This window comes from Nocardioides aequoreus, assembly GCF_000720335.1.
Taxonomy (GTDB): Bacteria; Actinomycetota; Actinomycetes; order Propionibacteriales; family Nocardioidaceae; genus Marmoricola; species Marmoricola aequoreus.
Genome location: NZ_JOJN01000014.1, coordinates 44,977 through 69,023, shown reverse-complemented (window position 1 = coordinate 69,023; position 24,047 = coordinate 44,977). Strand labels below are relative to the sequence as shown.

Annotated in this window: 21 protein-coding genes; 8 read left to right on the top strand and 13 right to left on the bottom strand. The window is 73.6% G+C overall.

Annotated features, from left to right (window positions below; genetic code table 11):
• Positions 1–3: 3 nt before the first annotated feature.
• The 3 genes from IG63_RS0118325 to IG63_RS0118315 all read right to left on the bottom strand — a co-directional run bounded on the left by IG63_RS0118325 (position 4) and on the right by IG63_RS0118315 (position 1,626).
• The gene (locus IG63_RS0118325) at positions 4–831 is read right to left on the bottom strand and encodes a DMT family transporter (RefSeq protein WP_030485797.1); all 828 of its coding nucleotides are present in this window, start codon (positions 829–831) and stop codon (positions 4–6) included.
• Entirely contained in the window at positions 828–1,304 is a 477-nt protein-coding gene (locus IG63_RS0118320; protein WP_030485796.1) for a DUF456 domain-containing protein, read from the bottom strand. The genes IG63_RS0118325 and IG63_RS0118320 overlap by 4 nt, the downstream gene beginning before the upstream one ends.
• Before the next feature lie 103 nt (positions 1,305–1,407).
• Positions 1,408–1,626 carry a DUF7455 domain-containing protein gene (locus IG63_RS0118315; protein ID WP_030485795.1) on the bottom strand — a complete coding sequence of 73 codons (219 nt, stop codon included), beginning with the start codon at positions 1,624–1,626 and terminating at the stop codon, positions 1,408–1,410.
• A gap of 258 nt (positions 1,627–1,884) precedes the next feature.
• On the opposite strand from IG63_RS0118315, the gene IG63_RS0118310 reads away from it, so the two are divergent.
• The gene (locus IG63_RS0118310; RefSeq protein WP_084597313.1) at positions 1,885–4,023 is read left to right on the top strand and encodes a DNA gyrase/topoisomerase IV subunit B; all 2,139 of its coding nucleotides are present in this window, start codon (positions 1,885–1,887) and stop codon (positions 4,021–4,023) included.
• Between the two features lie 82 nt (positions 4,024–4,105).
• Positions 4,106–4,462 (top strand): J domain-containing protein, encoded by a 357-nt coding sequence (locus IG63_RS0118305; protein ID WP_030485793.1) that lies wholly within the window; start codon positions 4,106–4,108, stop codon positions 4,460–4,462.
• Positions 4,463–4,675: 213 nt separating this feature from the next.
• Here IG63_RS0118305 and IG63_RS0118300 read toward each other — a convergent pair whose 3' ends face one another.
• From IG63_RS0118300 to IG63_RS0118280, 5 genes are all read right to left on the bottom strand, one after another.
• On the bottom strand, positions 4,676–5,488 hold the full coding sequence (locus IG63_RS0118300; RefSeq protein WP_211249388.1) for a hypothetical protein: 813 nt from the start codon (positions 5,486–5,488) through the stop codon (positions 4,676–4,678).
• Between the two features lie 846 nt (positions 5,489–6,334).
• On the bottom strand, positions 6,335–6,832 hold the full coding sequence (locus IG63_RS0118295) for a beta-class carbonic anhydrase (RefSeq protein WP_030485791.1): 498 nt from the start codon (positions 6,830–6,832) through the stop codon (positions 6,335–6,337).
• Positions 6,833–6,836: 4 nt separating this feature from the next.
• Positions 6,837–8,600 (bottom strand): MFS transporter, encoded by a 1,764-nt coding sequence (locus tag IG63_RS0118290; protein WP_245604500.1) that lies wholly within the window; start codon positions 8,598–8,600, stop codon positions 6,837–6,839.
• A gap of 7 nt (positions 8,601–8,607) precedes the next feature.
• Entirely contained in the window at positions 8,608–9,324 is a 717-nt protein-coding gene (locus IG63_RS21040) for an LppX_LprAFG lipoprotein (protein ID WP_051707168.1), read from the bottom strand.
• Between the two features lie 4 nt (positions 9,325–9,328).
• A complete protein-coding gene (locus tag IG63_RS0118280; RefSeq protein WP_030485788.1) occupies positions 9,329–11,791 on the bottom strand; it encodes a DNA gyrase/topoisomerase IV subunit A in 2,463 nt (820 codons plus the stop codon).
• 76 nt (positions 11,792–11,867) lie between these two features.
• Between IG63_RS0118280 and IG63_RS0118275 the strand changes: the two genes are divergently transcribed.
• From IG63_RS0118275 to IG63_RS0118265, 3 genes are read left to right on the top strand one after another with little or no spacing between them, the layout of a single operon-like run.
• Positions 11,868–14,576, top strand: a complete 2,709-nt coding sequence (locus IG63_RS0118275; protein ID WP_030485787.1) for a bifunctional acetate--CoA ligase family protein/GNAT family N-acetyltransferase — start codon at positions 11,868–11,870, stop codon at positions 14,574–14,576.
• 32 nt (positions 14,577–14,608) lie between these two features.
• Positions 14,609–15,196: a DUF5998 family protein gene (locus IG63_RS0118270; RefSeq protein ID WP_030485786.1), complete on the top strand. Its 588-nt coding sequence runs from the start codon at positions 14,609–14,611 to the stop codon at positions 15,194–15,196.
• Positions 15,196–16,323 (top strand): alkaline phosphatase family protein, encoded by a 1,128-nt coding sequence (locus tag IG63_RS0118265; RefSeq protein ID WP_030485785.1) that lies wholly within the window; start codon positions 15,196–15,198, stop codon positions 16,321–16,323. The genes IG63_RS0118270 and IG63_RS0118265 overlap by 1 nt, the downstream gene beginning before the upstream one ends.
• A 7-nt stretch (positions 16,324–16,330) precedes the next feature.
• On the opposite strand, the gene IG63_RS0118260 is transcribed toward IG63_RS0118265, so the two are convergent.
• On the bottom strand, positions 16,331–16,972 hold the full coding sequence (locus IG63_RS0118260; RefSeq protein WP_030485784.1) for a thymidine kinase: 642 nt from the start codon (positions 16,970–16,972) through the stop codon (positions 16,331–16,333).
• Between the two features lie 37 nt (positions 16,973–17,009).
• Between IG63_RS0118260 and IG63_RS0118255 the strand changes: the two genes are divergently transcribed.
• Together IG63_RS0118255 and IG63_RS21830 are read left to right on the top strand one after the other, a co-directional pair.
• The gene (locus IG63_RS0118255; protein ID WP_245604499.1) at positions 17,010–17,870 is read left to right on the top strand and encodes a sulfurtransferase; all 861 of its coding nucleotides are present in this window, start codon (positions 17,010–17,012) and stop codon (positions 17,868–17,870) included.
• Positions 17,867–18,622 carry a class I SAM-dependent methyltransferase gene (locus IG63_RS21830; RefSeq protein WP_051707166.1) on the top strand — a complete coding sequence of 252 codons (756 nt, stop codon included), beginning with the start codon at positions 17,867–17,869 and terminating at the stop codon, positions 18,620–18,622. The genes IG63_RS0118255 and IG63_RS21830 overlap by 4 nt, the downstream gene beginning before the upstream one ends.
• Here the strand turns inward: IG63_RS21830 and IG63_RS0118245 are convergent.
• On the bottom strand, positions 18,619–19,524 hold the full coding sequence (locus IG63_RS0118245; RefSeq protein ID WP_030485781.1) for a LysR family transcriptional regulator: 906 nt from the start codon (positions 19,522–19,524) through the stop codon (positions 18,619–18,621). The genes IG63_RS21830 and IG63_RS0118245 overlap by 4 nt on opposite strands.
• A gap of 72 nt (positions 19,525–19,596) precedes the next feature.
• Here IG63_RS0118245 and IG63_RS0118240 point away from each other — a divergent pair, with 72 nt between their 5' ends.
• Positions 19,597–20,556 carry an EamA family transporter gene (locus IG63_RS0118240; protein WP_030485780.1) on the top strand — a complete coding sequence of 320 codons (960 nt, stop codon included), beginning with the start codon at positions 19,597–19,599 and terminating at the stop codon, positions 20,554–20,556.
• On the opposite strand, the gene IG63_RS22330 is transcribed toward IG63_RS0118240, so the two are convergent.
• Genes IG63_RS22330 through sepH form a run of 3 tightly spaced genes read right to left on the bottom strand, consistent with a single transcriptional unit; the run spans position 20,450 to position 24,047 of the window.
• Positions 20,450–20,974 carry a DUF952 domain-containing protein gene (locus tag IG63_RS22330; RefSeq protein ID WP_084597311.1) on the bottom strand — a complete coding sequence of 175 codons (525 nt, stop codon included), beginning with the start codon at positions 20,972–20,974 and terminating at the stop codon, positions 20,450–20,452. The two genes, IG63_RS0118240 and IG63_RS22330, sit on opposite strands and share 107 nt — an antisense overlap.
• Positions 20,975–20,976: 2 nt before the next feature.
• Positions 20,977–22,992, bottom strand: a complete 2,016-nt coding sequence (locus IG63_RS0118230; protein ID WP_030485778.1) for an SDR family oxidoreductase — start codon at positions 22,990–22,992, stop codon at positions 20,977–20,979.
• Between the two features lie 44 nt (positions 22,993–23,036).
• On the bottom strand, positions 23,037–24,047 hold the full coding sequence (sepH, locus tag IG63_RS21825) for a septation protein SepH (RefSeq protein WP_051707164.1): 1,011 nt from the start codon (positions 24,045–24,047) through the stop codon (positions 23,037–23,039).

The window sequence follows — 24,047 nt, the reverse complement described above, 5'->3', positions numbered from 1 at the left end:
TCCTCACCCGAGGGCCACGCACACCACGGTGACCCCGCAGAGCAGCAGGCCACCGACCTGGGAGCGGTGCAGCCGCTCGGCCAGCAGCACCCGGGCGAGCAGCACGGTGACGGCGGGGTAGAGCGAGGCGAGCACGGCGCTGACGGTCAGCAGCCCCTGCTGCGTCGCCAGCAGCAGCCCGACCAGGGCGAGAAAGGTCAGCAGCCCTGCCGCGCTGCCGCCCAGGACCACCGCGCGGTGCCGCGAGAGCCAGGGCTCCTGCAGCGCCGCCGCGAGCGCCACGACGCTCACCAGGCCCACCAGCTGCGTCACCGCCAGGGGCCACAGCCCGGCGCTCTCGGGCACCTGGCCGGTGGCGGCGAAGAGCACGCCGAAGCCGGCGCCCGCGAGCAGCCCGTCGACCAGGCCGGCGTCCGTGCGCGCGCCAGGCTCGCGCGCGACCAGCCAGATGCCGGGGAGGGCGACCAGCACCCCGGCCCAGGTCACGGGTCCGAGCCGCTCGCCGAGCAGCAGGCCGGCCAGCGTGGGGAGCAGCGCCGCACCGACCGCGGAGACCGGCCCGACCACGCCCATGCGACCACGGGCCAGGCCCCGGTAGAGGAAGGCGCCACCCAGCCCGCTGCCGACGCCCGCCAGTGCGCCCCACGCGAGGTCTGCGGGCTCGGCGTCCGCCGGCAGCAGCAGGGCGCCGACGACGGCGCAGCCGCAGCCCACGGCGCTGTTGACGGCCGCCACGGGCCAGGCCGACGTACGCCGTGAGCTGAGCCCTCCCACGAAGTCGGAGACGCCGTACGCCGCTGCCGCGCCGAGCGCCAGCAGCAGTGCGGTCACGTGACGACCACGCCCGCCACCCAGACAGACGCCGCCACCAGGGTCGCGGCCAGTTCGATGAGCACGGAGAGTCCGGCCGCCTTCAGCGCGTGCACCGTCGCGGGCCATGCCTCGGCGCTGCCCACGCGGGCCAGCTCCATCAGGTAGACGCCGCCGACGAAGCCCAGGAAGAGGCCGACGACCGGCACCACGAAGAAGCCGACGACGCCGAGCAGGCCACCGACGAGCAGCGTCCGGCCCGGGATCCCGGCGGCCTTGAGGCGGCGTCCGGGCACGAGGAACATCACCACCTGGCCGACGGCGATCACGAGGCCGACGGCCGCGAAGACGACCCAGGCCGTGGGCGTGCCGGTGACGGCGGCCCAGACCAGCACGGCGACCAGCACCACGAGCGACCCCGGCAGCACGGGCACGACCGTGCCGACCACCCCGAGCAGGATCGCCAGCCCGACCAGCACCTCGACCCACGTCACGGGCACGAGCCTCCCAGACCCCGGGCTCGGGTGCTGCCCCGGAGACGACTCAAGCCCCGGGCCACGGGCCCGGGGCTTGAGTGGAGTCTCTGGGTCTGCGCTGCTACTCGGTGGGCGTCGGGGTGCCCGAGAGACGGTTGGTCTCGTCGTGCACGTGCTCGGCTACCTCGCGCAGCTTGTCGCTGTGCTCGCGGGCGTGGTGGGCGCAGAACATCAGCTCGCCGCCCCCCTTGAGGTGCACGCGGAGGTAGGCCTGGGCGCCGCATCGGTCACAGCGGTCGACCGCGGTGAGCCCGTTGCTGGGGGCAGTCGTGGTGGTCACGTCATCGCCTCGCTCTCGTCATCGTGCTGTCCACAACAGTCAACCACGGAGGTTCCTTCCCGATCCGGCGCGTGTCGCCCGCTGGACCGGGTGTGGAACACCTCACACGTCGGGCGTCAGGTGTGGAGCTGCTGTGGAGAAGTGTGCCCGCTCGCCCCAGGTGGGACGAGCGATTCAGACATTTCAAGTGTTCGGTCTAGTGCGGTGGTACCCCGGTCAGTCCAGCACACGCCTCCCATCGCTCCGGGCACCCCGGCCGTGCCAGCGAGTCGGGCGCGGCGCGGTCGGTGCTCGTCGGTAGATTCGGCACCGACCCGGCGCACGGATGGGAAGACCGTCATCGACAACACCTACAACGCCCACCACCTGCTCGTCCTCGAGGGGCTGGAGGCGGTCCGCAAGCGCCCCGGCATGTACATCGGCTCCACCGACACCCGGGGGCTGATGCACTGCCTGTGGGAGATCATCGACAACGCCGTCGACGAGGCCCTGGGCGGCTACTGCCGGCGGGTCGAGGTCACGCTCCATCCCGACGGCTCGGCCGAGGTCCACGACGACGGGCGCGGCATCCCGGTCGACAAGGAGCCCAAGACGGGGCTCTCGGGCGTCGAGGTGGTCTTCACCAAGCTGCACGCGGGCGGCAAGTTCGGCGGCGGCTCCTACGCCGCCACGGGAGGGCTGCACGGCGTCGGTGCCTCGGTCGTCAACGCGCTCTCCGCACGCCTCGACGTGTCCGTCGACCGCTCGCCCGCGACCCAGGGCATGTCCTTCCAGCGCGGCGTCCCGGGCGACTTCGCCGCCGACGGCCCGGGGGGAGACTTCGTGCCCTCCGGAGGGCTGCGCAAGGGCGGTCGCGTCAAGAAGGGCGTCACCGGCACCCGCGTCCGCTTCTGGCCCGACCGCCAGATCTTCACCAAGGACGCCCGCTTCATGTGGGACGAGCTGGTCACGCGGGCCCGCCAGACCTCCTTCATCGTGCCCGGCCTGGAGATCGTGCTCACCGACGCCCGCGGCGAGGAGGTCCTCACCGAGTCCTTCCGGCACGACGGCGGCATCACGGAGTTCTGTGAGTTCCTCGCCACCGACGAGGCGGTCACCGACGTGCTGCGCCTGCAGGGCTCCGACACCTTCACCGAGACCGTCCCGCTGCTCGATGACAAGGGCCACATGACGCCGCAGGACGTCGAGCGCGAGCTCACCGTCGACGTGGCGGTGCGCTGGGGCACGGGTTACGAGACCGAGCTGCGCTCCTTCGTCAACGTCATCGCCACCCCCAAGGGCGGCACCCACGTCGCCGGCTTCGAGGCCGCGCTCACCAAGACCTTCAACGACGCGATGCGCGCCGGCCGCGTGCTCAAGTCCGGCGACGCCGACGTCGTCAAGGACGACGTGCTCGAGGGGCTCACCGCCGTGGTGACGGCCCGCTTGGCCGAGCCGCAGTTCGAGGGACAGACCAAGGAGATCCTCGGCACGCCCGCCGCCCGCAGCGTCGTCCGCAAGGTGGTGGCCGCGGAGCTCAAGACGTTCCTCACCTCGACCAAGCGCGCCGAGAAGGCGCAGGCCAAGCTCGTCATGGAGAAGGTCGCGGGCGCGGCCAAGACCCGGCTGGCCGCCCGCCAGCACCGGGAGAACCAACGGCGCAAGAACGCCCTGGAGTCCTCGGCGCTGCCCGCCAAGCTCAACGACTGCCGCACCGCCGACGTCGACCGCTCCGAGCTCTTCATCGTCGAGGGCGACTCGGCCATGGGCACCGCCAAGGCGGCGCGCGACTCCGAGTTCCAGGCGCTGCTGCCGATCCGCGGCAAGATCCTCAACGTCCAGAAGGCCACCGTCGCCGACGTGCTCAAGAACGCCGAGTGCGCGGCGATCATCCAGGTGATCGGCGCCGGCTCGGGCCGCACCTTCGACCTCGACGCCGCCCGCTACGGCCGGATCATCTTCATGGCCGACGCCGACTCCGACGGCGCCCACATCCGCTGCCTGCTCGCGACGCTCTTCTTCAAGTACATGCCGGAGCTGGTGCACGCCGGCCGCGTCTACACCGCCGTGCCCCCGCTGCACCGCATCGAGCTGTCCAACCCCAAGAAGGGAATGGACAAGTACGTCTACACCTACTCCGACGCCGAGCTGCAGCGCAAGCTCGCCGAGCTCACCAAGAAGGGCGTGCGCTGGAAGGACCCGGTCCAGCGCTACAAGGGTCTCGGCGAGATGGATGCCGACCAGCTGGCCGAGACCACCATGGACCCCCGCCAGCGCACGCTGCGCCGCCTGACCGTCGACGACGCCGCCCTCGGCGCCGAGGTCTTCGAGCTGCTGATGGGCTCCGAGGTCGCGCCGCGCAAGGACTTCATCGTGCAGGGCGCCTACGAGGTCGACGCCGACCAGATCGACGCCTGAACTCCGGTTCGCCCGAAGCGCTCCCCGCGTAGCCACCCCTGGGGGAGGATCCCTGGCAACGACGAGCCCAGGGGGAGGACCGATGGGGACGCGGTGCCCGTACGACGTGCTGGGGGTGGACGAGCGGTCCACCCGGGCCGAGGTGCGCTCGGCGTACCGCCGACTGGCGCTGCGCCTGCACCCCGACACCCCGACCGGCACCCCCGACGGCTTCGCCGAGCTCGCCGCGGCGTACGAGGTGCTCTCGAGCCGTCGTCGTCGTGCCGAGCACGATCGGCAGCACCGCGAGGCAGCGGCCCGGCCCCACGCTCCCGACCTCACCCACGTCGCCGCCACCATCGACGACCTCGACGCCCGCTGGTCGACCCTGATCGCGGGGGAGGACCTCGACACCTGGCGTCCCGCCCGCCCCCGCTGGTGGTCCCGCCTCATCCCCTGATCCCGGATCCCCGGGTGGACGAGGTGGTCACGCAGCGGCCCTCCGGGTGGTCGAGACCAGGGCTGCCGGTCGAGCTAGTCGAGACCAGGGTTGGTGGTCGAGCCTGTCGAGACCTCCCTCTCCCCTCACCCAGCCGCGTCCTCCGGTGGTCGAGGAGGTCGCGCAGCGACCGTCTCGAGACCCCGAGACCCGACCGGTGAAGTTGTCCACAGATCATCGAACACATGTTCTACTGTCGCACCTCAGCAGTAGAATCTCCCCATGGAGCCGCACCCCCATCGCCCCAAGCGACAGGTCCTCGACGTCCTCGTCGCGGCCCGCGCCGAGGAGCAGGAGGCCCAGGTCCGCCAGCTGCGCCTGGCCCTGGAGTGGGCCTTGCTGCACCCCGCGGCAGAGGGTGCGGCGTACGCCGGCTGGGGTGACGACGGACTCGTCCTCGGTGACGAAGTCGGTGGCCCGGTCCCGCTGGCCGGTGACGGTGCCCCGCTTGTCGCTGCGGCCGCGCCCCTTGAGCTGGCCGCCGCGCTGGGTCGCCCAATCGAGCACGCCCAACAGCTCCTGGGCGACACCCTCGAGCTCGCCTTCCGGCTGCCGCGGCTGTGGGAGTTGATGTGTGCGGGGCGGATCGCGGTGTGGCGGGCCCGCGCGATCTCGCGTGAGACCCGAGACCTGGGTCTGGATGCCGCACTGCACGCCGACCGGCTCCTCTGCGCGGTGCCGGACAGGCTCGACCAGTTGTCGGCCGCGGGTGCGGCCCGGCTGGTCCACGAGGCCCGGCTCCACGCCGACCCCGACCGCGCCCACGCCGACGAAGAAGCCGCTGCCGCGCGCCGTGGGGTGTGGCTGCAGCGCGACGGCCGCGCCCCGGGGGTGACCGACGTCCACCTGACCCTCGACACCCCGGACGCGCTGGCGTTCGACCAGACCGTCGGGCGGCTGGCCGGCGAGCTCAAGGAGCTCGGTGACACAGATGTCCTCGACGTACGCCGCGCCAAGGCGGTCGGGGTGCTGGCCGACCCGCAGCACGCGCTCGACCTCATGACCGGGGAGACAACCGATGCGCGCCCGCGCGCAGCAGGGACTCTCGACCTCAGCGTGCACCTGACGGCTGCGGATCTCGTCGACGCCGAGGGCGTGGCCGTTGTGGAGCGGCTCGGCGCACTCTCCACCGAGCTCTTCTCCGGGTGGCTCAGCCGCTGCGGCGTCGAAGGCGCCACCGTCAGGGTCCGCCCCGTGATCGACCTGACTGCTGACGCCTCCGTCGATCGCCACGACCCGCCACCGGCGATGCGCGAGCAGGTCGTCCTGCGCGACGCGACCTGCGTCTTCCCCGGCTGCCGCCGTGACTCGAGGTCCTGCGACCTCGACCACATCGATCCCTACGACTCGGACGGTCCGCCCGGGCAGACGCGACCGTCCAACCTCGCGCCGCTCTGCAGACGCCACCACCGCGCCAAGACCCACGCCGGCTGGTGCTACGTCCGCCGCCGCGACGGCACCTACGGAGCTTGTCGAGACCCCGCGCGCCTGCGCACGTCACCGGGTCTCGAGACAGGCGCTGCGCGCCTTCCTCGACCACCCGTGCCCTGTCGGTCGAGCCTGTCGAGACCCCACGCGCCTGCGCACGTCACCGGGTCTCGAGACAGGCGCTGCGCGCCTTCCTCGACCACCCGTGCCCTGTCGGTCGAGCTTGTCGAGACCCTCGTACGGCGCTCTCCTCACCGGGTCTCGAGACAGGCGCTGCGCGCCTTCCTCGACCACCCGGGCCCTGTCGGTCGAGCTTGTCGAGACCCCTGCACCCCCGCGCATCTCGCCGGGTCTCGAGACAGGCGCTGCGCGCCTTCCTCGACCACCCGGGTCGGGCGAGATGGGTCAGACGAGCTGGTCGAGGAGGCCGGTGTCGACGTCGTAGAGGAAGCCGCCGACGGGGACGGTGTCGGGGATGAGGGGGTGGGAGCGGACGGAGCGGACGTCGTGCTCGAGCGCCGCGCGCTGGTCGGCGACCACCCCGAAGGTCTGCCAGGTGGCGTCGGTGCCGGCGGAGGCCGAGACGCGGTCGCGCAGCTCCTCCTGCGACGCCGAGGCCATGGCGCAACGGGTGTGGGGGACGACGAGGATGCGCTGCACCTTCAGCAGGTGCACGCCCAGCACCAGCGCCTCGAGGGCCTGGGGGGTGACGCGGCCGCCGGGGTTGCGGAAGATCTTGGCGTCGCCGGGCTTGAGCCCGAGCATGCCCAGGGGGTCGATGCGCGAGTCCATGCAGGTCACCAGCGCGATGCCGGCGTGGGCCACGCCGTCGAAGCCGCCGAGGTCGAAGCTCTCGGCGAAGCGCTGGTTGGCGTCGAGGAGGTCGTCGAAGTCGCTGCTCACGCGCTCAGCCTAGTGGGGAGTGCTGGCGCCGTCGCAGGGTCACCAGGGCCAGCAGCGCCGCGACGAGCGCGCAGACCGCGGCCCCGGCGAAGATGGTGGTCAGCTGCGTCAGCCCGGCCTGCTCGATCAGGGCGGTGTACTCCGCGCACCGGGTGCGGTTGCCGCCGCAGACCTCGTTGGGCGAGGGCACGTCGGTCTGCACGGCGTAGTAGCGGCGCAGTCCGATGGTGGTGAGCGCACTGATGCCGACGAGCATGCCGACCATGCGCGCCACGACGAGCAGGGCGCTCGCCACGCCGTGCACCGCGGGGCGGGTGGCGGCGAGCAGCGCGGCGTTGACGGGCGCCAGCGCGAGGCCGAAGCCGAGGCCGGTCATCGCCAGCACGGCCACCGAGAGCAGGCTCTCGAGGGAGGCGGCGTCCCAGCGCGCCATCAGCACGAAGCCGGCGGAGGCGAGCAGCATGCCGGCGGCGGCCACGGGGCCGTGGGGGAGCCGACGGACGAGGTAGCCGCCGAGCAGGGCGCCGACCGGGAGCGCGACGAGGAACTCCACCAGCACCAGGGCCGCCTCGAGCTGCGACCCCTCCGCCACGGTGAGCCGGGCGAAGATCGGGATGTCGACCAGCGCGGCGATCAGCGCGGAGCCGACGAAGAAGCTGACGACGACGGCGCCCCAAGCGGGCCGCTCGGCGAAGGCGCCGCGGGGCACGAGGGGGTCGGCCGCGCGGCGCTGGTGGAGCAGCAGCAGCGCGGTGGCCACGGCCGAGCCGCCGAGGTACCAGGGTCCGGCGGGGGAGAAGACCTGCACCTCCGGGTCCGCGGTGGCGAAGGCCAGGATGACGCCACCCAGCGCGAGGGCGAGCAGCCCGGCGCCGACCAGGTCGGCCTCGCGGGCGGCCAGCCCCCAGCGGCGCAGGTCGACCAGCGGCCGCGGCGCGAGCAGCAGCCACGCGAGCAGGGCCGCGCCCAGCAGCACCGTCACGGTGCCGACGGGGGAGAGCCAGATCGAGCCGCCGTCGGCGTAGGGGACGAAGGGACCGCCCCACTGCACCGACGTCACCAGCCCACGCGGCTGCCGCATCACCAGCAGCACGCCGGTCACCAGCAGCGCCAGGAGCAGCAGTCCGACCAGGTCCGGACGACGGGTGCGGGCGGGCTCCACCGAGGGCGCGGCCGAGCGCACCGCCAGGGTGCGGATCGCCGCGGCGAGCAGCAGGCCGACGGCGAGGTTGAGCCAGAAGATGTCGCGCCAGTCGCCCACGGCGAGCACCAGCGCCCCGAGCAGCGGGCCGAGCACGCTGCCGAGCTCCTGCACCGCGCCGACGACGCCGAGCGGGACCCCGCGGCGCTCCGGCGGGTAGAGGTCGGCCACCAGGGCCAGCGTCACCGGCACCAGCCCGCCGCCCCCGACGCCCTGCAGGAAGCGGCCCACCACCAGCGAGGGCAGGTCGTACGCCGCCGCGGTGACGAGGGAGCCGACGGCGAAGAGCACCAGCGAGGCGAGCAGCACCGGGGTGCGGCCGCGGAGGTCGGCGATCCGGCCGATCAGCGGGAGCATCGCGACGTAGCCGAGCAGGAAGCCGCTCACGATCGGGGCGGCGCGCTGCAGCTCCTCCACCGAGAGCCCGCTCGCGGCCATCATGTCGGGCAGCGCGAGCACCACGACGTAGGTGTCGGCCGCCGCGAAGGCGACCGCGACCGCGGCCAGCCCCAGCAGGGCGCGAGCCGCGCGGTCGGGCCGCTGCGCGCCCAGCCCGGGCTCGCTCACCCCCGGCTCACTCGGCGGGAGCCTCGACCGTGACGTCCTCGTCGTAGTCGCTGAAGCCGAGGTCGTAGGTCACGTCGTCGCCGCCGGCGAAGAAGGGCCCGGTGATCTCGACGGAGGTCGCGAAGCCGTCGTCGTCGATGCCGACGGTGGTCGGGTAGGTCACCGAGTCGTCGGCGCTCGGGATGATCCCCTGGACCGCCTCGCCCGGGAGCTCCCCGGTGTAGGTGGTCAGGATGGTGTCGCCCTCGCGGGTCTGCTCGCCCTCCTCCGGCTCTTGCAGCTGCGTGAGCAGCGAGGAGATGCCGGCGTCGGGATCGGCGAAGTCGGCCGGGTCGGGGGCGCCGTACTCGCTCGGGTCGAGCTCGTTCCAGCCCGGGCCGAGCAGGCCCAGCTGGGCGTAGACGACCCCGCCCACCGAGATGATCGGCACGTCGGCGGTGAAGCTGTTGAGGATGACCTTGACCTCGCCGTCGAAGGCGGGGGCCGGGGTCAGCACCCCGGTCGCGCCGAGGACGCCGTTGCCGCTCTCGGGCACCGACTCGGTGGCCAGGGCGATGCGGACGCTGGCGGCGTCGTCGAAGTTGGTCTTGGCCTCGGCCAGGACCTCCTCCACCGTCGGCTCGTCGCCGCCGGTCTCGTCGTCGTCGCCACCGCAGCCGGCCAGCACCAGGGCGAGGGCGGGGAGCAGCAGCGTCAGGGAGGTACGTCGCACGGCGAGCGGCATGGCGTCAGCCTGCCACGGGGGAGGGGAGCGCGGCGGCGACAGGCCCGGAGCACGCGACCACGGGCTGGCTGCCGGGCACGCCCGACCCGTCACGGCGGAGCACCGGCTCGGGGAGGTCGACCGGGGCGCCGCTGTCGGCGGCCGCGAGCGGCGGACCGGTGCCGGCCCAGGCGAAGACGAGCGCGTCCTCGCCCTTGAGGAAGCGGTGGCAGCGCACGCCCCCCGTGGCGCGGCCCTTGGCGGGGTACTCGGTGAAGGGCGTGACCTTCACCGAGCCCGCCTCGGTGCCGGGCAGGGCGGACGACGACCCCGACACCGTGACCACGACGGCGTCGGTCGGGTCGAAGGCGGTGAAGGACACGACGTGGGCGCCGGCCCCGAGCTTGACGCCGGCCATGCCCCCGCCCCCACGGCCCTGGGGACGGACGCCGCCGGCGCCGAAGTGCAGCAGCTGGCCCTCGCTGGTGACGAAGCAGAGCGTCTCGGTGCCGGTGCGCAGCTCGACGGCGCCGACGACCTCGTCGCCGTCCTTGAGGGCGACGACCTCCCACTCGTCGCGGGCGAGCACCTCGGGGTTGACGCGCTTGACCACGCCCTGCCGGGTGCCCAGGGCGATGCCGGCCGAGCCGGGGTCGAGGCTGCTGAGCGCGAGCGGGCGCTCGCCGTCGAGGGTGATCAGCTCGCCGACGGGCACCCCGCCCTGCAGGTGGGGGTGGGAGGCGGTGCTGGGCAGCGTGGGCAGGTCGAGCACGCCGACCTTGACCAGGCGGCCGGCCGAGGTCAGCACCCCGACCTCGCCGCGGGCGGTGGCACCGACGACGCTCACCACGACGTCGTGCCGGGCGCGGCCGCCGCCCTCGCCGAGCGGGTCCTGGGTGGTGGTGCGGGCCAGCAGGCCTGAGGAGGACAGCAGCACCCAGCAGGGGTCGTCCGCCACCTCCAGCGGCGTCGCCGTCGAGGTGGCGGTCTGCCCGGACGACGCCAGCAGCACGGTGCGCCGCGGCGTGCCGTAGGTCTTGGCCACCTCGGCCAGCTCGTCGGAGACCACCTGGCGCAGCCGGGCGTCGTCGGCCAGGATCTCGTCGAGCTCCTCGATGGTGCGGCGCAGCTCCTCGGCCTCCTTGTCGAGCTCGAGCTTGGAGAAGCGGGTGAGCCGGCGCAGCGGCATGTCGAGGATGTAGGTGGCCTGCACCTCGGTGAGGTCGAAGACCGAGATCAGCCGCTCGCGGGCCTGCTCGGCGTTGTCGGAGCCCCGGATCAGCTGGATGACCTCGTCGATGTCGAGGATCGCGGTCAGCAGGCCCTCGACCAGGTGGAGCCGGTCGGCCGCCTTGCCGCGCCGGTAGGTGGAGCGCCGGCGCACGACGTCGAAGCGGTGCCCGAGGAAGACCTCGAGCTGCTGCTTGAGGCCCAGGGTGCGCGGCTGGCCGTCGACCAGGGCGACCGCGTTGATGCCGAAGGACTCCTCCAGCGGCGTGCTCCGGAAGAGCTGCTCCAGCAGCGCCTCCGGGTGGAAGCCGTTCTTGACCTCGATCACCAGCCGCAGGCCCTGCGCGCGGTCGCTGAGGTCCTTGACGTCGGCGATGCCCTGCAGCTTCTTGGCCTGCACCAGCTGCTTGATCTTCTCGATCACCCGCTCGGTGCCCACGCCGTAGGGCAGCTCGGTGACCACGATGCCCTTGCGGCGGGCGGTCACGGACTCGATCCGCGTGGTGGCGCGCATCTTGAAGGTGCCGCGCCCGGTCGCGTAGGCGTCGCGGACGCCGTCGAGGCCGATGATCTTGCCGCCGGTGGGGAGGTCGGGCCCGGGGACGAAGCGCATCAGCGTCTCGAGGTCGGCGCCGGGGTGCTTGACCAGGTGGCGCAGCGCCTGGACGACCTCGACCAGGTTGTGCGGGGCCATGTTGGTGGCCATGCCGACCGCGATGCCGGCCGCGCCGTTGACGACGAGGTGGGGGATCGCCGCCGGGAGCACCGACGGCTCCTGCTCGCGCCCGTCGTAGTTGGGCCGGAAGTCGACGGTCTCCTCGTCGATCGAGGCCGTCATGGCCTGGGCCGCGGGCGCCATCCGGCACTCGGTGTAGCGCATCGCGGCCGGTGGGTCGTCGGGCGAGCCGAAGTTGCCGTGGCTGTCGACGGTCGGCAGCCGCATCGACCACGGCTGCGCCATGCGCACCAGGGCGTCGTAGATGGCGCCGTCGCCGTGCGGGTGGAGCCGGCCCATCACCTCGCCGACGACGCGGGCGCTCTTGACGTGGCCGCGGTCGGGCCGCAGGCCCATGTCGTGCATCGAGTAGAGGATGCGGCGCTGCACCGGCTTCAGGCCGTCGCGGGCGTCGGGCAGCGCGCGCGAGTAGATGACCGAGTAGGCGTACTCGAGGAAGCTGGACCGCATCTCCTCGCCGACGTCGATGTCGACGATGTGCTCCTCGAAGTCCTCGGGCGGGGGCGTGGTACGGCGGGCCATGGGGCGATTCTCCCCAACCGCGCCGGTCGTCGGAGACGGGCCACGCCGATCGGTGCGGACCGGTAGATTCGGACAGGTGAGCGACGAGCAGCCGACCGCGGTGTCCCGGGACTACCCGGAGCACTGGGAGGCCGACGTCCTGCTGCGCGACGGCCGCACCGCCCACCTGCGCCCGATCCTCGCGAGCGACGCCGAGGGACTGGTCGAGTTCTACTCCCAGGTCTCCCAGCAGTCGAAGTACTACCGCTTCTTCGCGCCGATGCCCGAGCTCTCCGAGCGCGACGTCAAGCGCTTCACCCAGGTCGACCACCGCGACCGGGTCGCCTTCGTGATCACGCTCGCCGGCAAGATCCTCGCCGTCGGCCGCTACGACACCATCGAGCCCGAGGAGGCGGAGGTCGCCTTCCTGGTGCGCGACGACCACCAGGGCCGCGGCATCGGCCAGCTGCTCCTCGAGCACCTCGCCCAGGCCGGCCGCGAGCGCGGGCTCAAGCGCTTCGTGGCCGAGGTGCTGCCGGAGAACCGTCGGATGATCCAGGTCTTCCGCGAGCAGGGCTACGTCGTGAAGGGCGGCTGGGACGAGGGGGTGATGCACCTGGAGTTCGACATCGACCCCACCGAGACCTCCATCGGCGTGATCTCCGCACGGGAGCACCGCGCCGAGGCCGCGTCGATCGCCGCCTTCCTCAACGCCCGCTCGGTGGCCGTGATCGGCGCCTCGCGCCGCCGCGACACCATCGGCGCCGTGCTCGTGCGCCACCTCGTGATGGGCGACTACGCCGGGCGCGTCTACGTCGTCAACCCCGCGGCCGACTCGGTGGCGGGGATGCCGTCGTACGACACGGTGCAGGACATCCCGGGCGACGTCGACGTGGCAGTGGTGGCGGTGCCGGCCGACAAGGTGAGCGACGTCGTGCTCGACTGCGCCGCCAAGGGCGTGCACGGGCTGGTCGTCGTCTCCAGCGGCTTCGCCGAGACCGGCGAGGAGGGCCGGCGCCGGCAGCGTCAGCTGGTCGGGCTCGCGCGCTCCTACGGCCTGCGGCTGATCGGCCCCAACTGCCTCGGCGTGATCAACACCGCCGCCGAGGTCAGCCTCAACGCCTCGCTCGCCCCGGTGATGCCGCCGCGCGGCCGGGCTGGCTTCTTCTGCCAGTCCGGCGCGCTGGGCACCGCGATCCTGGAGAAGGTGCGTGGCCGCGGGCTCGGTCTCTCGACCTTCGTCAGCGCCGGCAACCGCGCCGACGTCTCCGGCAACGACCTGCTGCAGTACTGGGAGGAGGACGACGCCACCGAGGTGATCCTGCTCTACCTGGAGAGCATCGGTAACCCGCGCAAGTTCTCCCGCATCGCCCGGCGGGTCTCCCGCTCCAAGCCCGTGATCGCCGTGCGCTCCGGCCGCACCACCCAGGGCGTCCCGATGGGCCACGCCGTCCGGCAGATCGCGGCGCCGCCCGAGGCCGTCGACGCGATGTTCAAGCAGGCGGGGATCATCCAGGTCGACACCCTCGACGAGATGTTCGACGTCGCCCAGCTGCTGGCCCACCAGCCGCTGCCGATGGGCTCGCGCGTCGCGATCGTCGGCAACTCCGACGCCCTGGGCCTGCTCGCCGTCGACGCGGCCGTCGCCAGCGGCCTCACCGTCACCTCCGCCACCGCGCTCGGCGCCAACGCCACCGCCGAGGACTTCGAGGACGCCCTCGACACCGCGATCGACGACGACCACGTCGACGCCGTCGTGGCGGTCTACATCCCCGCGCTCGACCAGGGCGGGGCCGAGGTCGCCAACGTCCTGGCCGCCGTCGGGGAGCAGTCCGACAAGCCGCTGGTCTCCTCCTTCCTCGGCCGCGAGGGCGTGCCGGAGCTGCTGCGCGTGCCCGACGTCTCCGGCGACACCGCCGGCCGCGGCAGCGTGCCGTCCTACCAGGCCGTCGAGGCGGCGGTCCGCGCCCTCGCGCGCGTCACCGAGTACGCCGCCTGGCTGGGGCGGCGCGACGCCGGCACCGGGGTGCCCGAGGGCATCGACGTCGACGCCGCCGCGCGCCAGGTCAACGAGCTGCTGATGCACCACCCGCAGGGCCACGACCTGACCGACGCCGAGATGGGCGAGCTGCTCGCCCACTACGGCGTCAACCTCTGGGAGCGGGTGCGCGTCGAGAGCGTCGAGGAGGCGATCGCGGCGGCCGAGCACCTCGGCTGGGACGTCGTGCTCAAGGCGACGGCCGAGCGGCTGCGGCAGCGCCCGGACATGGGTCACGTCTGGCGCAACATCGACGACCCCTACGAGATGCAGCAGGCCTGGGAGTCGCTCACCGACGTGGCGGGGCCGGGCGAGGGCGCGGAGTTCGTGGTGCAGCGCACCGCCAGCTCGGGCGTGCCGGTCGCGATCGCGGGGCTCGAGGACCCCCTCTTCGGGCCGGCGGTCTCCTTCGGCATCTCCGGGGCGCTCACCGACCTGGTCGGCGACCGCGTCTACCGGATCCCGCCGCTCACGGCGCTCGACGCCGCCGACGCCGTGCGCGGCATCAAGGCGGCGCCGCTGCTCTTCGGCTACCGCGGCAGCGAGCAGGTCGACGTCGCGGCGGTCGAGGACCTGATGCGCCGCGTGGCGCAGCTCAAGATCGACCTCCCGCAGGTCGCGCGCATCGACCTCGACCTGGTGCACGCCACCTCGCAGGGCGCCTGCGTGCTCCACGCCAGCGGCCGGGTCGAGCCGGTCACCGACCCGCGCTCCGACCTCTTCGTGCGTCGCCTCTCCAGCCCCGTCGGTGACACGCTCCCGGGATGAGGCCGTGGCGGGCGCGTGACAGGATGCCGCCCATGCGTGAGGAGTCACCCGACCGGCTCGAGGAGCTGGTCGTCGCGATCGAGAAGACCGGCTACTACCCCCAGGTGGTCGCGGCCGGCGTGCGCGCGGCCGTGGCGGGGGAGGCGGTCGACGCCTACCTCGTGCACCACGAGCCGACCATCGACCGCGACGAGGTACGCCGCCACATCACCGTCGCCGTGCTGACCCCGACGCGGCTGATCCTCTGCCACACCGACGAGCACGCTCCCGACGACCTGCTCCCGGAGCCCTACACCTCCACCTCGACCGAGGCCATCAGCCTGGCCACGATCCGCTCGGTCGTGGTCAACCGGATGGTCGCCAACCCCGCCGGCTTCGCCGGGGGCGGCCAGCCCGAGCCCAGCGAGGCCGTGCTCACCCTCGGATGGGGCGGCGTCAGCCGGCTCGACCTGGAGCCCGCGGGCTGCTCCGACCCCGAGTGCGAGGCCGACCACGGCTACACCGGCGTGATGGCCTCCGACGACTTCTCGCTGCGGGTGAGCTCGGCCGCCGACGGCCAGGGGGCCGTCGACGCGCTGCTGGCCTTCGCCGAGCGGCTCTCCGCGCGCACGCACGGCTGATGACGCCCGGCGTCCCCGGCCGGCTCGTCGCACCGGCGTACGGCGCGCGCTCGCTGGCCGACCTGCTGCCGGGCGTCGCCACAGCCCTGGGCGTCGACGCCCTCGGCCGCGTCGACCTCGAGCTGCCCGAGGCGTCGGCGTACGTCGTGGTGCTCATCGACGGCCTGGGCCACGACCAGCTCGCCCAGCACCGCAGCCAGGCGCCGTACCTGCACTCGTTGCTGGGCCGCGACCCGCTGACCGCCACGGTGCCCTCGACGACCGCGACCTCCCTGACCTCGCTCGGCACGGCGCTGCCTCCCGGCCGCCACGGCGTCGCCGGCTTCATCACGCGCGTCCCCGAGACCGGCGAGCTGCTCAACGCGCTCTTCTGGGACCAGCCCGTCGACCCGCTCGCCTGGCAGCCGCACCCGACCGCCTTCCAGCGGCTCGAGGCCGCGGGGGTCGCGACGACGGTGGTGAGCAAGGCGGAGTTCGCCGGGTCGGGGCTGACCCGCTGCGCACACCGCGGGGCGGCCTTCGTCGGCGCCGACGACGTCACCGAGCGCGTCGCCGGCGCCGTCGCCGCGGCGGCCACACGACCCTCGGTCACCTACGTCTACGACGGCGACCTCGACTGGCACGGCCACCGCGCCGGCGTCGACTCCGCCCGGTGGCGCCACCAGCTGCGCGACATCGACGAGGACGTTCAGGAGCTGCGCGACGCGCTGCCCGACGACGTGCGGGTCGTGGTCACCGCCGACCACGGCATGGTCGACACCACGCCGGAGACCGCCCTCGACCTCGACGGCGTGGCGGGGCTGCGCGACGGCGTCGCGCAGCTGGGCGGCGAGGCCCGCTTCCGCCAGGTCTGGTGCCACCCGGGAGCCGTTGGCGACGTGGCCGCCACCTGGCGCGAGCAGCTGGGCGACCGCGCCACCGTGCTCACCCGCGACGAGGCGATCGACCTCGGCTGGTTCGGGCGGGCCGAGGCCTCGGTGCGCCCCCGGCTGGGCGAGGTGCTCGCGGTCGCGCACGGCACCTGGGCGCTCTTCAGCAGCCAGGACTACGGCTTCGAGACCTCGCTCGTCGGGCTGCACGGCTCGCTGACCCCCGAGGAGATGCACGTCCCCCTGCTGGTCACCTGAAGGGCCGTCACCTGAAGGGCAGAGGCTCCGCGATCATCGAGACCGCCCGGGCGCGCTCGGTGGTCATCCGGCGGCGGTGGTGGGCGCGGCAGAGCACCTCGTAGTGCACCTCGGCCTCGACGTCGACGTCGCCGACGACGACCTGCTCGCCCTCGGTGACCATCTCGCCCCCCACCGTGCGGGCGTTGTGGGTGGCGCGCTTGCCGCACCAGCACAGCGCCTCGACCTGCAGCACCTGCATCCGGTCGGCCAGCTCGACCAGCCGGCGGGAGCCCTCGAAGAGCTGGGTGCGGAAGTCGCTGAGGATGCCGAAGCAGAAGACGTCGATCTGCAGCTCGTCGACCACCTTCGCCAGCCCGTCGACCTGGGCGGCGGTGTAGAACTGCGCCTCGTCGCAGACCAGGTAGTCGACCCGGGACCCGTGGGTGAGCTGGTCGACGACGTAGCGCCAGAAGTCGAAGCCGGGGTCGACCTCGACCGCGTCGTGGGTCAGGCCGAGCCGCGAGCTGACCGTGGCCACGCCGGAGCGGTCGTGGGCGGTGAAGATGCGCCCGACCCGGCCCCGTGCCGCGTGGTTGTGGTTGGTCTGCAGCGCCAGGGTGCTCTTGCCCGAGTCCATCGTCCCGGTGAAGAAGTGCAGCTCGGCCATCGGCGGGATCCTGTCACACCTCTGCTGTGATGGAGTCGTGAGCCCGCTGATCTCCGTGCCCGACCTGATGACGCTGGTGACGACCCCGGCGACGACCCGTGCCGACGTCACCCTGCTCGACGTCCGCTGGCGGCTCGGCGGTCCGCCCGGAGCGGCCGAGCACGCCGCCGGGCACGTGCCCGGGGCGGCGTACGTCGACCTCGACACGGCGCTCGCCGGCCCTCCGGGCCCCGGCACCGGCCGGCACCCGCTGCCCGAGGTGCAGCGCTTCGCCCGCGCCATGCGCGAGGCGGGCGTGAGCGGCACGCGGCCCGTCGTGGTCTACGACGACTGGCAGGGCCGGGCCGCGGCGCGGGCCTGGTGGCTGCTGCGGTGGGCCGGCCACGACGACGTGCGGGTGCTCGACGGGGGCTGGTCGGCCTGGGTCGAGGCCGGCGGAGCGGTGGAGACCGGTCCCGTGACGGTCAGGCCGGGGGACTTCGAGCCGCGTCCCGCGCGGATGCCCACGGTCGACGCCGATGGCGCCGCCCTGCTGGCCGCCGACGAGCGCGGCGGCCTGCTGGTCGACGCGCGCGATCCGGCGCGCTACCGGGGCGAGGTCGAGCCGGTCGACCCCGTGGCCGGGCACGTGCCGGGAGCCGTCAACGTGCCCACGGGGGCCAACCTGGGCGACGACGGCCGCTTCCGCAGCCCGCGCGAGCTGGCCGCGACGTACGCCGCGGCCCGCGAGCGGGCCACCGCCGTCTACTGCGGCTCCGGCATCACCGCCGCCCACGACATCCTCGCCATGGAGGTCGCCGGGATCGAGGCGGCGCTCTACCCCGGGTCGTGGAGCGCGTGGGTCAGCGACCCGGCGCGCCCGGTGGCCACCGGCGAGAAGGGTACGACCCGACCATGACCGCCAAGGACGCCGCGCACTTCGACGACTGGTACGCCCGCCTGAGCACCTCCGCGGCGCGCGAGGAGCTCGTCCGCCGCCACCTCGACCTGCCCCCGCTGCTGCTCGTGACCGGGCTCGTGCCCGGCAGCGGCCTCGACGACGTCACCGTCGCGCTGCGACTCGTGCCCGACGACGTGCTGCTCGACCTCGGCTGCGGTCGCGGCGGCTACGGCCTCGAGGTCGCGACGCGCACCCGTGCCCGGCTCGTGGGCGTCGACGCCTCCGCGGAGGCCGTGCGGCAGGCCCGGGCCAACGCCGAGGCGCAGGCCCAGGACGCCGACTTCCGCGTCGGCGACCTGGCCGACACGGGGCTGGAGGCCGACAGCGTCGATGCGGTGATGTGCCTGGACTCCGTGCAGTTCTCGCTGCGCGACCTCAACACCTACGCCGAGGTGCGCCGGGTGCTGCGTCCCGGTGGCCGGGTGGTGATGACGGCCTGGGAGGCGCGCGACCGCGACGACGAGGAGGTGCCGCAGGCGCTGCGCACCCTCGACGTCGCCTTCGGGCTGCAGCGAGCGGGCTTCGAGGAGGTCGAGCGCGAGGTCTGCGACGACTGGTCGGTGCGGGAGAAGGCGCTGTGGGAGGAGGCGGTGAGCCTCGACCCCGGCGACGACGCCGGCCTGGCCGGCCTCGCCGAGGAGGGTCGCACGGTGCTGGCCACCTTCGACCGGGTCGACCGCGTCATGGTCAGCGCGACGTCCCCCGACTAGTCAGCCGACGCGACCTCCGCGGCCACCTGCTGCAGCAGGTCGAGCACGGTGCGCACGGCCAGGCGCTCGGCGCGGTCGGGCCGCGCGACGGCCACGACGTGGCGACGGGCACGGACGCCGCGCAGCTCGCGCAGCACCAGGCCGCTGTCGCCGGTGGGCGTGGTGAAGCGGGGGAGGATCGCGACGTGCCGCGAGGTCGCCACCAGCGCCTCGACGAGGCGGTTGTCGCGCACCCGCTGCCGCACGTCGAGCCGCGCCCCGGTGGCTCGCTCGACGGCGACCAGGACGCTGTCGAAGGGATAGCCGCGCGGCACGCCGATCCAGCGCTCGTCGACCACGTCCCGCGCGTGCAGCCACGGGCGCTCCGCGAGCGGGTGGTCGGCGGCGAGCGCCACGTCGAGGGGCTCGACGACCAGCGGCACCACCGTCAGCCCGTCGGTGCCGGCGGGCCGGTCGTCGGTAACGCTGTGGGCGATGACGAGGTCGTGGTCGGCGGCCAGATGGGCGAAGTCGGCCTCGGCGAGGTCGTCGTCGCTGCACCTCAGCTCGAGGGCCGTGCCCTCCAGGAGCTGCTGGAGGCGGGGGAGCAGGTAGGTCGCCGCGCTCGGCAGCGCCGCGACGGAGACCACGCCGCTCGCGCCCCCGCGGAAGGCGTCCCACGCGGCGTCGACGCGTGCCAGGGCGGCGGCCACCTCGGCCCCGCCCCGGGCCAGCAGCAGGCCGGCCTCGGTGAGCCGCACGCCGCGACCGGAGTGCTCGACGAGCGCCATGCCGGCCGCGCGCTCCGCCGTGCGCAGCTGCTGGGAGACCGCGGAGGGGGTGCGGTGCCCCGCGGCGGCGACCGCGGCCAGGCTCCCGCGGTCGGCGAGCTCGCGCAGCAGCGCCAGGTGACGCACATCCATGTAGGCAGCCTAACGGGACAGGTCATCAGATCTCGGTTGTCCTTCACGCCGGACCGCTCCACGATGAGCGACGTGCCCGTCCGACACCAGCTGCTCGCCGTCGCCGTCGCCACGATGTGGGGGCTGAACTTCCTGGCCATCGAGGCCTCGTTGGCGCACGTGCCGCCCTTCTTCCTCGTGGCGCTGCGCTTCGCCGTGATCGCCGTGCCGACCCTGCTGTGGGTGCCGCGCCCGCAGGTGCCGCTGCGCTGGCTCGTCGGCTACGGGCTCGGCTTCGGCACGGTGCAGTTCCTCTTCCTCTACTGGGGGATGGCGGTCGGGATGCCGGCCGGGCTGGCGTCGCTGGTGCTGCAGGCCTCGGCGCCCTTCACCCTGGTCCTCGGCGCCACCCTGCTCTCCGAGCGCGTGGGTCCGCGCGGGGTGGCCGGGGTGGTGGTGGCGGCCGCCGGCTTGGCGGTCGTGGGCTGGCACCGGGCCGAGACGGCCAGCCTACTGCCCTTCCTGCTCACGCTCGCCGGTGCGCTCGGGTGGGCGGTCGGCAACGTCTGCAGCAGGCAGGCGCGGCCACCCAGGCCGCTGCACCTCACCCTGTGGATGTCGGTGGTGCCGCCGCTGCCCATGGGGCTGCTCGCGCTCGTGGTCGAGGGACCCGAGCGCATCGCCACCGCGATGACGACGCTCGCGACCCCGGGCGGCCTGCTCGCCCTCGCGGGGCTGGCCTACACCGTGCTCGTGGGCACGGTGGTGGCCTCGGGTGTCTGGACCTGGCTCATGGCCCGGCACCCCGCCAGCAGCGTGGCGCCCTTCTCCATGCTGGTGCCCGTCGTCGGGATGAGCTCCGCCTGGCTGGTGCTGGGGGAGCGGGTCAGCCCGACCGAGCTGGCCGGCGGTGGCCTCGTGGTCGGGGGCGTGCTGCTCGCCACCCTCAGCCGCGGCGGCGCGCGACTGCCAGCGCCAGCACCGCACCCAGCGCCAGACCCGCCAGGGCCCCCGGCAGCGTCGCCGACCGCCCCCACACCGCTGCGGCGCTGACGCCGGCCACGCCCGAGAGCACCATCACCAGCACGGCCAGGCAGATGCGCCAGACCATCTCGCCCACGAAGAGCGAGAGGAAGGACGGCGTCGTGCCGCGTGGACCGAGCGGCTGTGCCGCGACGACCGCGGCGGGCGGCAGGGCGGCGTACACGTGGGGGAAGGTCTGGTCGCCGACGGGGTCCTCGCGCCACGGCACCCCGAGCCGATCGAGCTCGTCGGTCTCGATGGTGAGCAGCACGAGGGGCTCGTCGGCGTCGGCGTAGAAGGTGTCGAAGACCCCTCGCACCTGCTCGGGCCGCGCCGCGTGGATGAAGCCCTCCTGCGCGAGCGTGCGCCCCCGGGTGGAGGTGTCGTAGCGGCCCGAGCGCCGGGCGGCCGACCAGTCGGCCCTGGTCGCGATGTGGTGGATCCTCACGCCTACCAGTGCACGCCCTGCAGCAGCCGCGCGATCAGCATCTGCTCGCTCTCGGAGTGGCCGCCCTGGCTGCCGTCGGTGTGCGCCTTGGCCGCCGCGCTGTCGGGGAAGACCTGGTAGGCCATGTGCAGGATCTTGAAGGAGGTCTTCGGGGCGAGGTAGTGGCTCAGCGCCCCCAGGCTGCCGGTCTTGGTGTTGATCTCGTGCGGCTTCTCGACCATCGCCGTGATGATCTTGCGGGCCGCCTGCGCCGGGCTGATCGTGGGGAAGCGGTCGTAGAGCTTGGTCGGGGCGATCATCGGCGTGCGCACGAGCGGCATGTGGATGCTGGTGAAGGAGATGCCGTCGCCGTAGAGCTCGCTGGAGACGACGTTGCTCCACGCGTCGAGGGCCGCCTTGGACGCGACGTACGCCGAGAAGCGCGGCGGGTTGGTGAGCACGCCGATGCTCGAGATGTTGACGACGTGCCCGGAGCGCTGCTCGCGCATCGCCGGGATCAGGCCCATCACGAGCCGGATGGCGCCGTAGTAGTTGAGCTGCATGGTGCGCTCGAAGTCGTGGAAGCGGTCCTCGGAGAGGCGCAGCGAGCGGCGGATCGAGCGACCGGCGTTGTTGACCACGAAGTCGAGGTGGTCGAAGTCCTCGCGCAGCTGCTTGGTCAGGGCGTCGATCGCGTCGAGGTCGGAGAGGTCGCAGGGATAGGCGTGGGCGGTGCCGCCCTGGCTGCGGATCAGCCGGACCGTGGCGTCGAGCTTGTCGGCTCCGCGCGCCACCAGGATCGGGACGCCGCCGGCCTTGGCGACCTGCACGGCGGTGACCAGGCCGATGCCGGAGGAGGCCCCGGTGATGACGACCGTCTTGTTGGTCAGCTCGCGCACGGCCTTGGTGTCGCGCGCCACCGCGTCGTCGAGCATGTCCTCCCACCACGACCACAGGGCGAGGGCGTAGGAGTCGAGGTCCGGCACCGAGATGCCCGAGCCCGAGAGCGCCCGCTCGGTCTCGCGGGCGGCGAAGACGGAGGGGAAGGAGACGTGCTCGAGCACCTCGGGCGGGATGCCGAGGCGGCCCAGGGTCTGCTCGAGCACCAGCTGCACCGGCGAGAGCCGCAGCGCCGACTTCAGCAGCGCCGTGGGCTGCAGTGCCCGGGGGAGCAGCCCGGTCGGCACCAGGCCGGTGACGCTGCGGTCGACGGGCACCGCGAACTGCGGCGCCTTCGCGGCCGCCGCGATGGTGTTGAGCAGGTCGATGGTGGGCTTCGGCTCGGGGTCGACCAGGTGGAAGGCGCGGCCGTCCAGACCGTCGAGGTGGGCCAGGTGGTCCATGGCCGAGGCGACGTAGTCGACGGGGACCACGTTGGTGTCGCCGAGGTCGACGCCGACGAGCGGCACCCAGCCGGGCAGGGTGTCGCGCAGGGCCTTGAGCAGCGGGAAGAAGTAGTAGGGACCGTCGACCTTGTCGATCGCGCCCGTCTCGGAGTCGCCCACCACGATGGCCGGGCGGTAGACCCGCCAGGGCACCGAGGCCTCCTCGCGCACGATCCGCTCGGACTCGAACTTGGTGCGGTGGTAGGGCGAGGGGAGCCGCTGACCCTCGTCGAACATCGACTCGTCGAAGAGGCCACGGTGCTCGCCCGCGACCGCCACCGACGACACGTGGTGGAAGCGCTGCACGCCGAGCCGCTCGGCCAGGCCCAGCGCGTGGCGGGTGCCGCCGACGTTCATCTGCTCGTTGAGCTCGTCGTCGGCCGTCATGTCGTAGACGGCGGCGAGGTGGAAGAAGTGCTCGACCTGGCCGGCCCGCGCGACCACCCACTCGGGGTCGACGCCGAGGTCGGTCTCGCCGAGGTCGCCGACGACCGGGACGACGCGGTCGGTGTCCCACTCCTCGACGAGCGCGTCGAGGCGGGCGCGCGACCCCTCGCGGCACAGCGCGTAGACGGTGCCCTCGCGGTGGTCCAGCAGCTCTCGGACGAGGTAGCGACCGATGAAGCCGGTCGCTCCGGTGACGAAGTAGGACATGGTGACCGCTCTCGACTCGACGGGTGGTCGGCCGAGGCTACCGCTCAGTCCTGGGAGCCGCCTCCGAACATGATCTCGTCCCACGACGGCACCGACGCGCGGCCCTTGCGGGTGCGCTTCGGGCGGGTCTCGGCAGGGGTCTCGGCAGGCGTCTCGGCGGGCGTCTCGGCAGGGGTCTCGGCGCTCTCGGGGGAGGGCGCGCCGTCCGACGGCGGCTGCTCCGGCACGCCGAGGTCGAGCTCGGGCTGGTCGTCGACCGCGCCCTCGTCGATCGCCGACTCCGCGGGGTCGGCGGCGACCTCGATCGTCGCCTCGTCGGGCTGCGAGTCGGGCTCGTGGTCGGGGAGGGGACCCGCGGCGGCGACCGGGTCGGCCTCGGGCAGCACCGCGGGGTCCGGCTCGGCGGGCCTAGGTGCCTCCGGCGTTGCCTCCCGGGCCGTCTCCTGGACTGCCTCCTGGGCCCGGCGGTCGCGCACGAGCTCGAGGGCGTCGTCGCCGAGGTTGTCGGGGGCGAAGGGCACGTCGGCGTAGCCGCCCGCGAGGGCGGTGAGCCCCCGCGAGGGTGCGTCGGGCTCGCCCGGGCTCAGCTCGCCGGTCAGCAGGCGGGCGTCGTCGTTGCCGGCGACGACGTAGCGGCCGGCGACGTCGAGGGTGAACTCCGCCTGGTGCTCCCGGTCGCCGGCCTCGACCTGCGCGGTCAGCGCCCAGCGGCCGTCGGCGCGTCGCCAGGCGTCCCACTCCACGTCGCCCTCGCGCAGCCCGTGGGCGGCCAGGAAGCGGTCGACCGACTCGCCGAGGGTGCGGGCGCCGCCGGGGCCGGCGCCGCGGCGCACCGAGGCCCGCAGCGCGGTCTGGGCGACGTGGGCGCGCTCGGCGAGCACGGGGGAGCAGTAGGGCATGATCTTCTCGACCGGGACGCCGGCGGCCGCGGCGACCGACTCGGCGGTCTCGCCACCCCGGATCCGCGCCTGGATGTCGCGGGGTCGCAGCGCGCTGTCCATGATCTGCTCCTGCTCCTGCTCCTGCTCCGAGTGCTGGGGGCCGAGCCTACCCAC

Bases quoted from the DNA above. Each gene is read 5' to 3' on its own strand.
- IG63_RS0118245 (WP_030485781.1), bottom strand. From the start codon at position 19,524: ATGGATGTGCGTCACCTGGCGCTGCTGCGCGAGCTCGCCGACCGCGGG.
- IG63_RS21830 (WP_051707166.1), top strand. From the start codon at position 17,867: ATGACCGCCAAGGACGCCGCGCACTTCGACGACTGGTACGCCCGCCTG.
- IG63_RS0118280 (WP_030485788.1), bottom strand. From the start codon at position 11,791: ATGGCCCGCCGTACCACGCCCCCGCCCGAGGACTTCGAGGAGCACATC.
- IG63_RS0118265 (WP_030485785.1), top strand. From the start codon at position 15,196: ATGACGCCCGGCGTCCCCGGCCGGCTCGTCGCACCGGCGTACGGCGCG.
- IG63_RS0118260 (WP_030485784.1), bottom strand. From the start codon at position 16,972: ATGGCCGAGCTGCACTTCTTCACCGGGACGATGGACTCGGGCAAGAGC.
- IG63_RS0118230 (WP_030485778.1), bottom strand. From the start codon at position 22,992: ATGTCCTACTTCGTCACCGGAGCGACCGGCTTCATCGGTCGCTACCTC.
- IG63_RS0118270 (WP_030485786.1), top strand. From the start codon at position 14,609: ATGCGTGAGGAGTCACCCGACCGGCTCGAGGAGCTGGTCGTCGCGATC.
- IG63_RS0118305 (WP_030485793.1), top strand. From the start codon at position 4,106: ATGGGGACGCGGTGCCCGTACGACGTGCTGGGGGTGGACGAGCGGTCC.
- IG63_RS21040 (WP_051707168.1), bottom strand. From the start codon at position 9,324: ATGCCGCTCGCCGTGCGACGTACCTCCCTGACGCTGCTGCTCCCCGCC.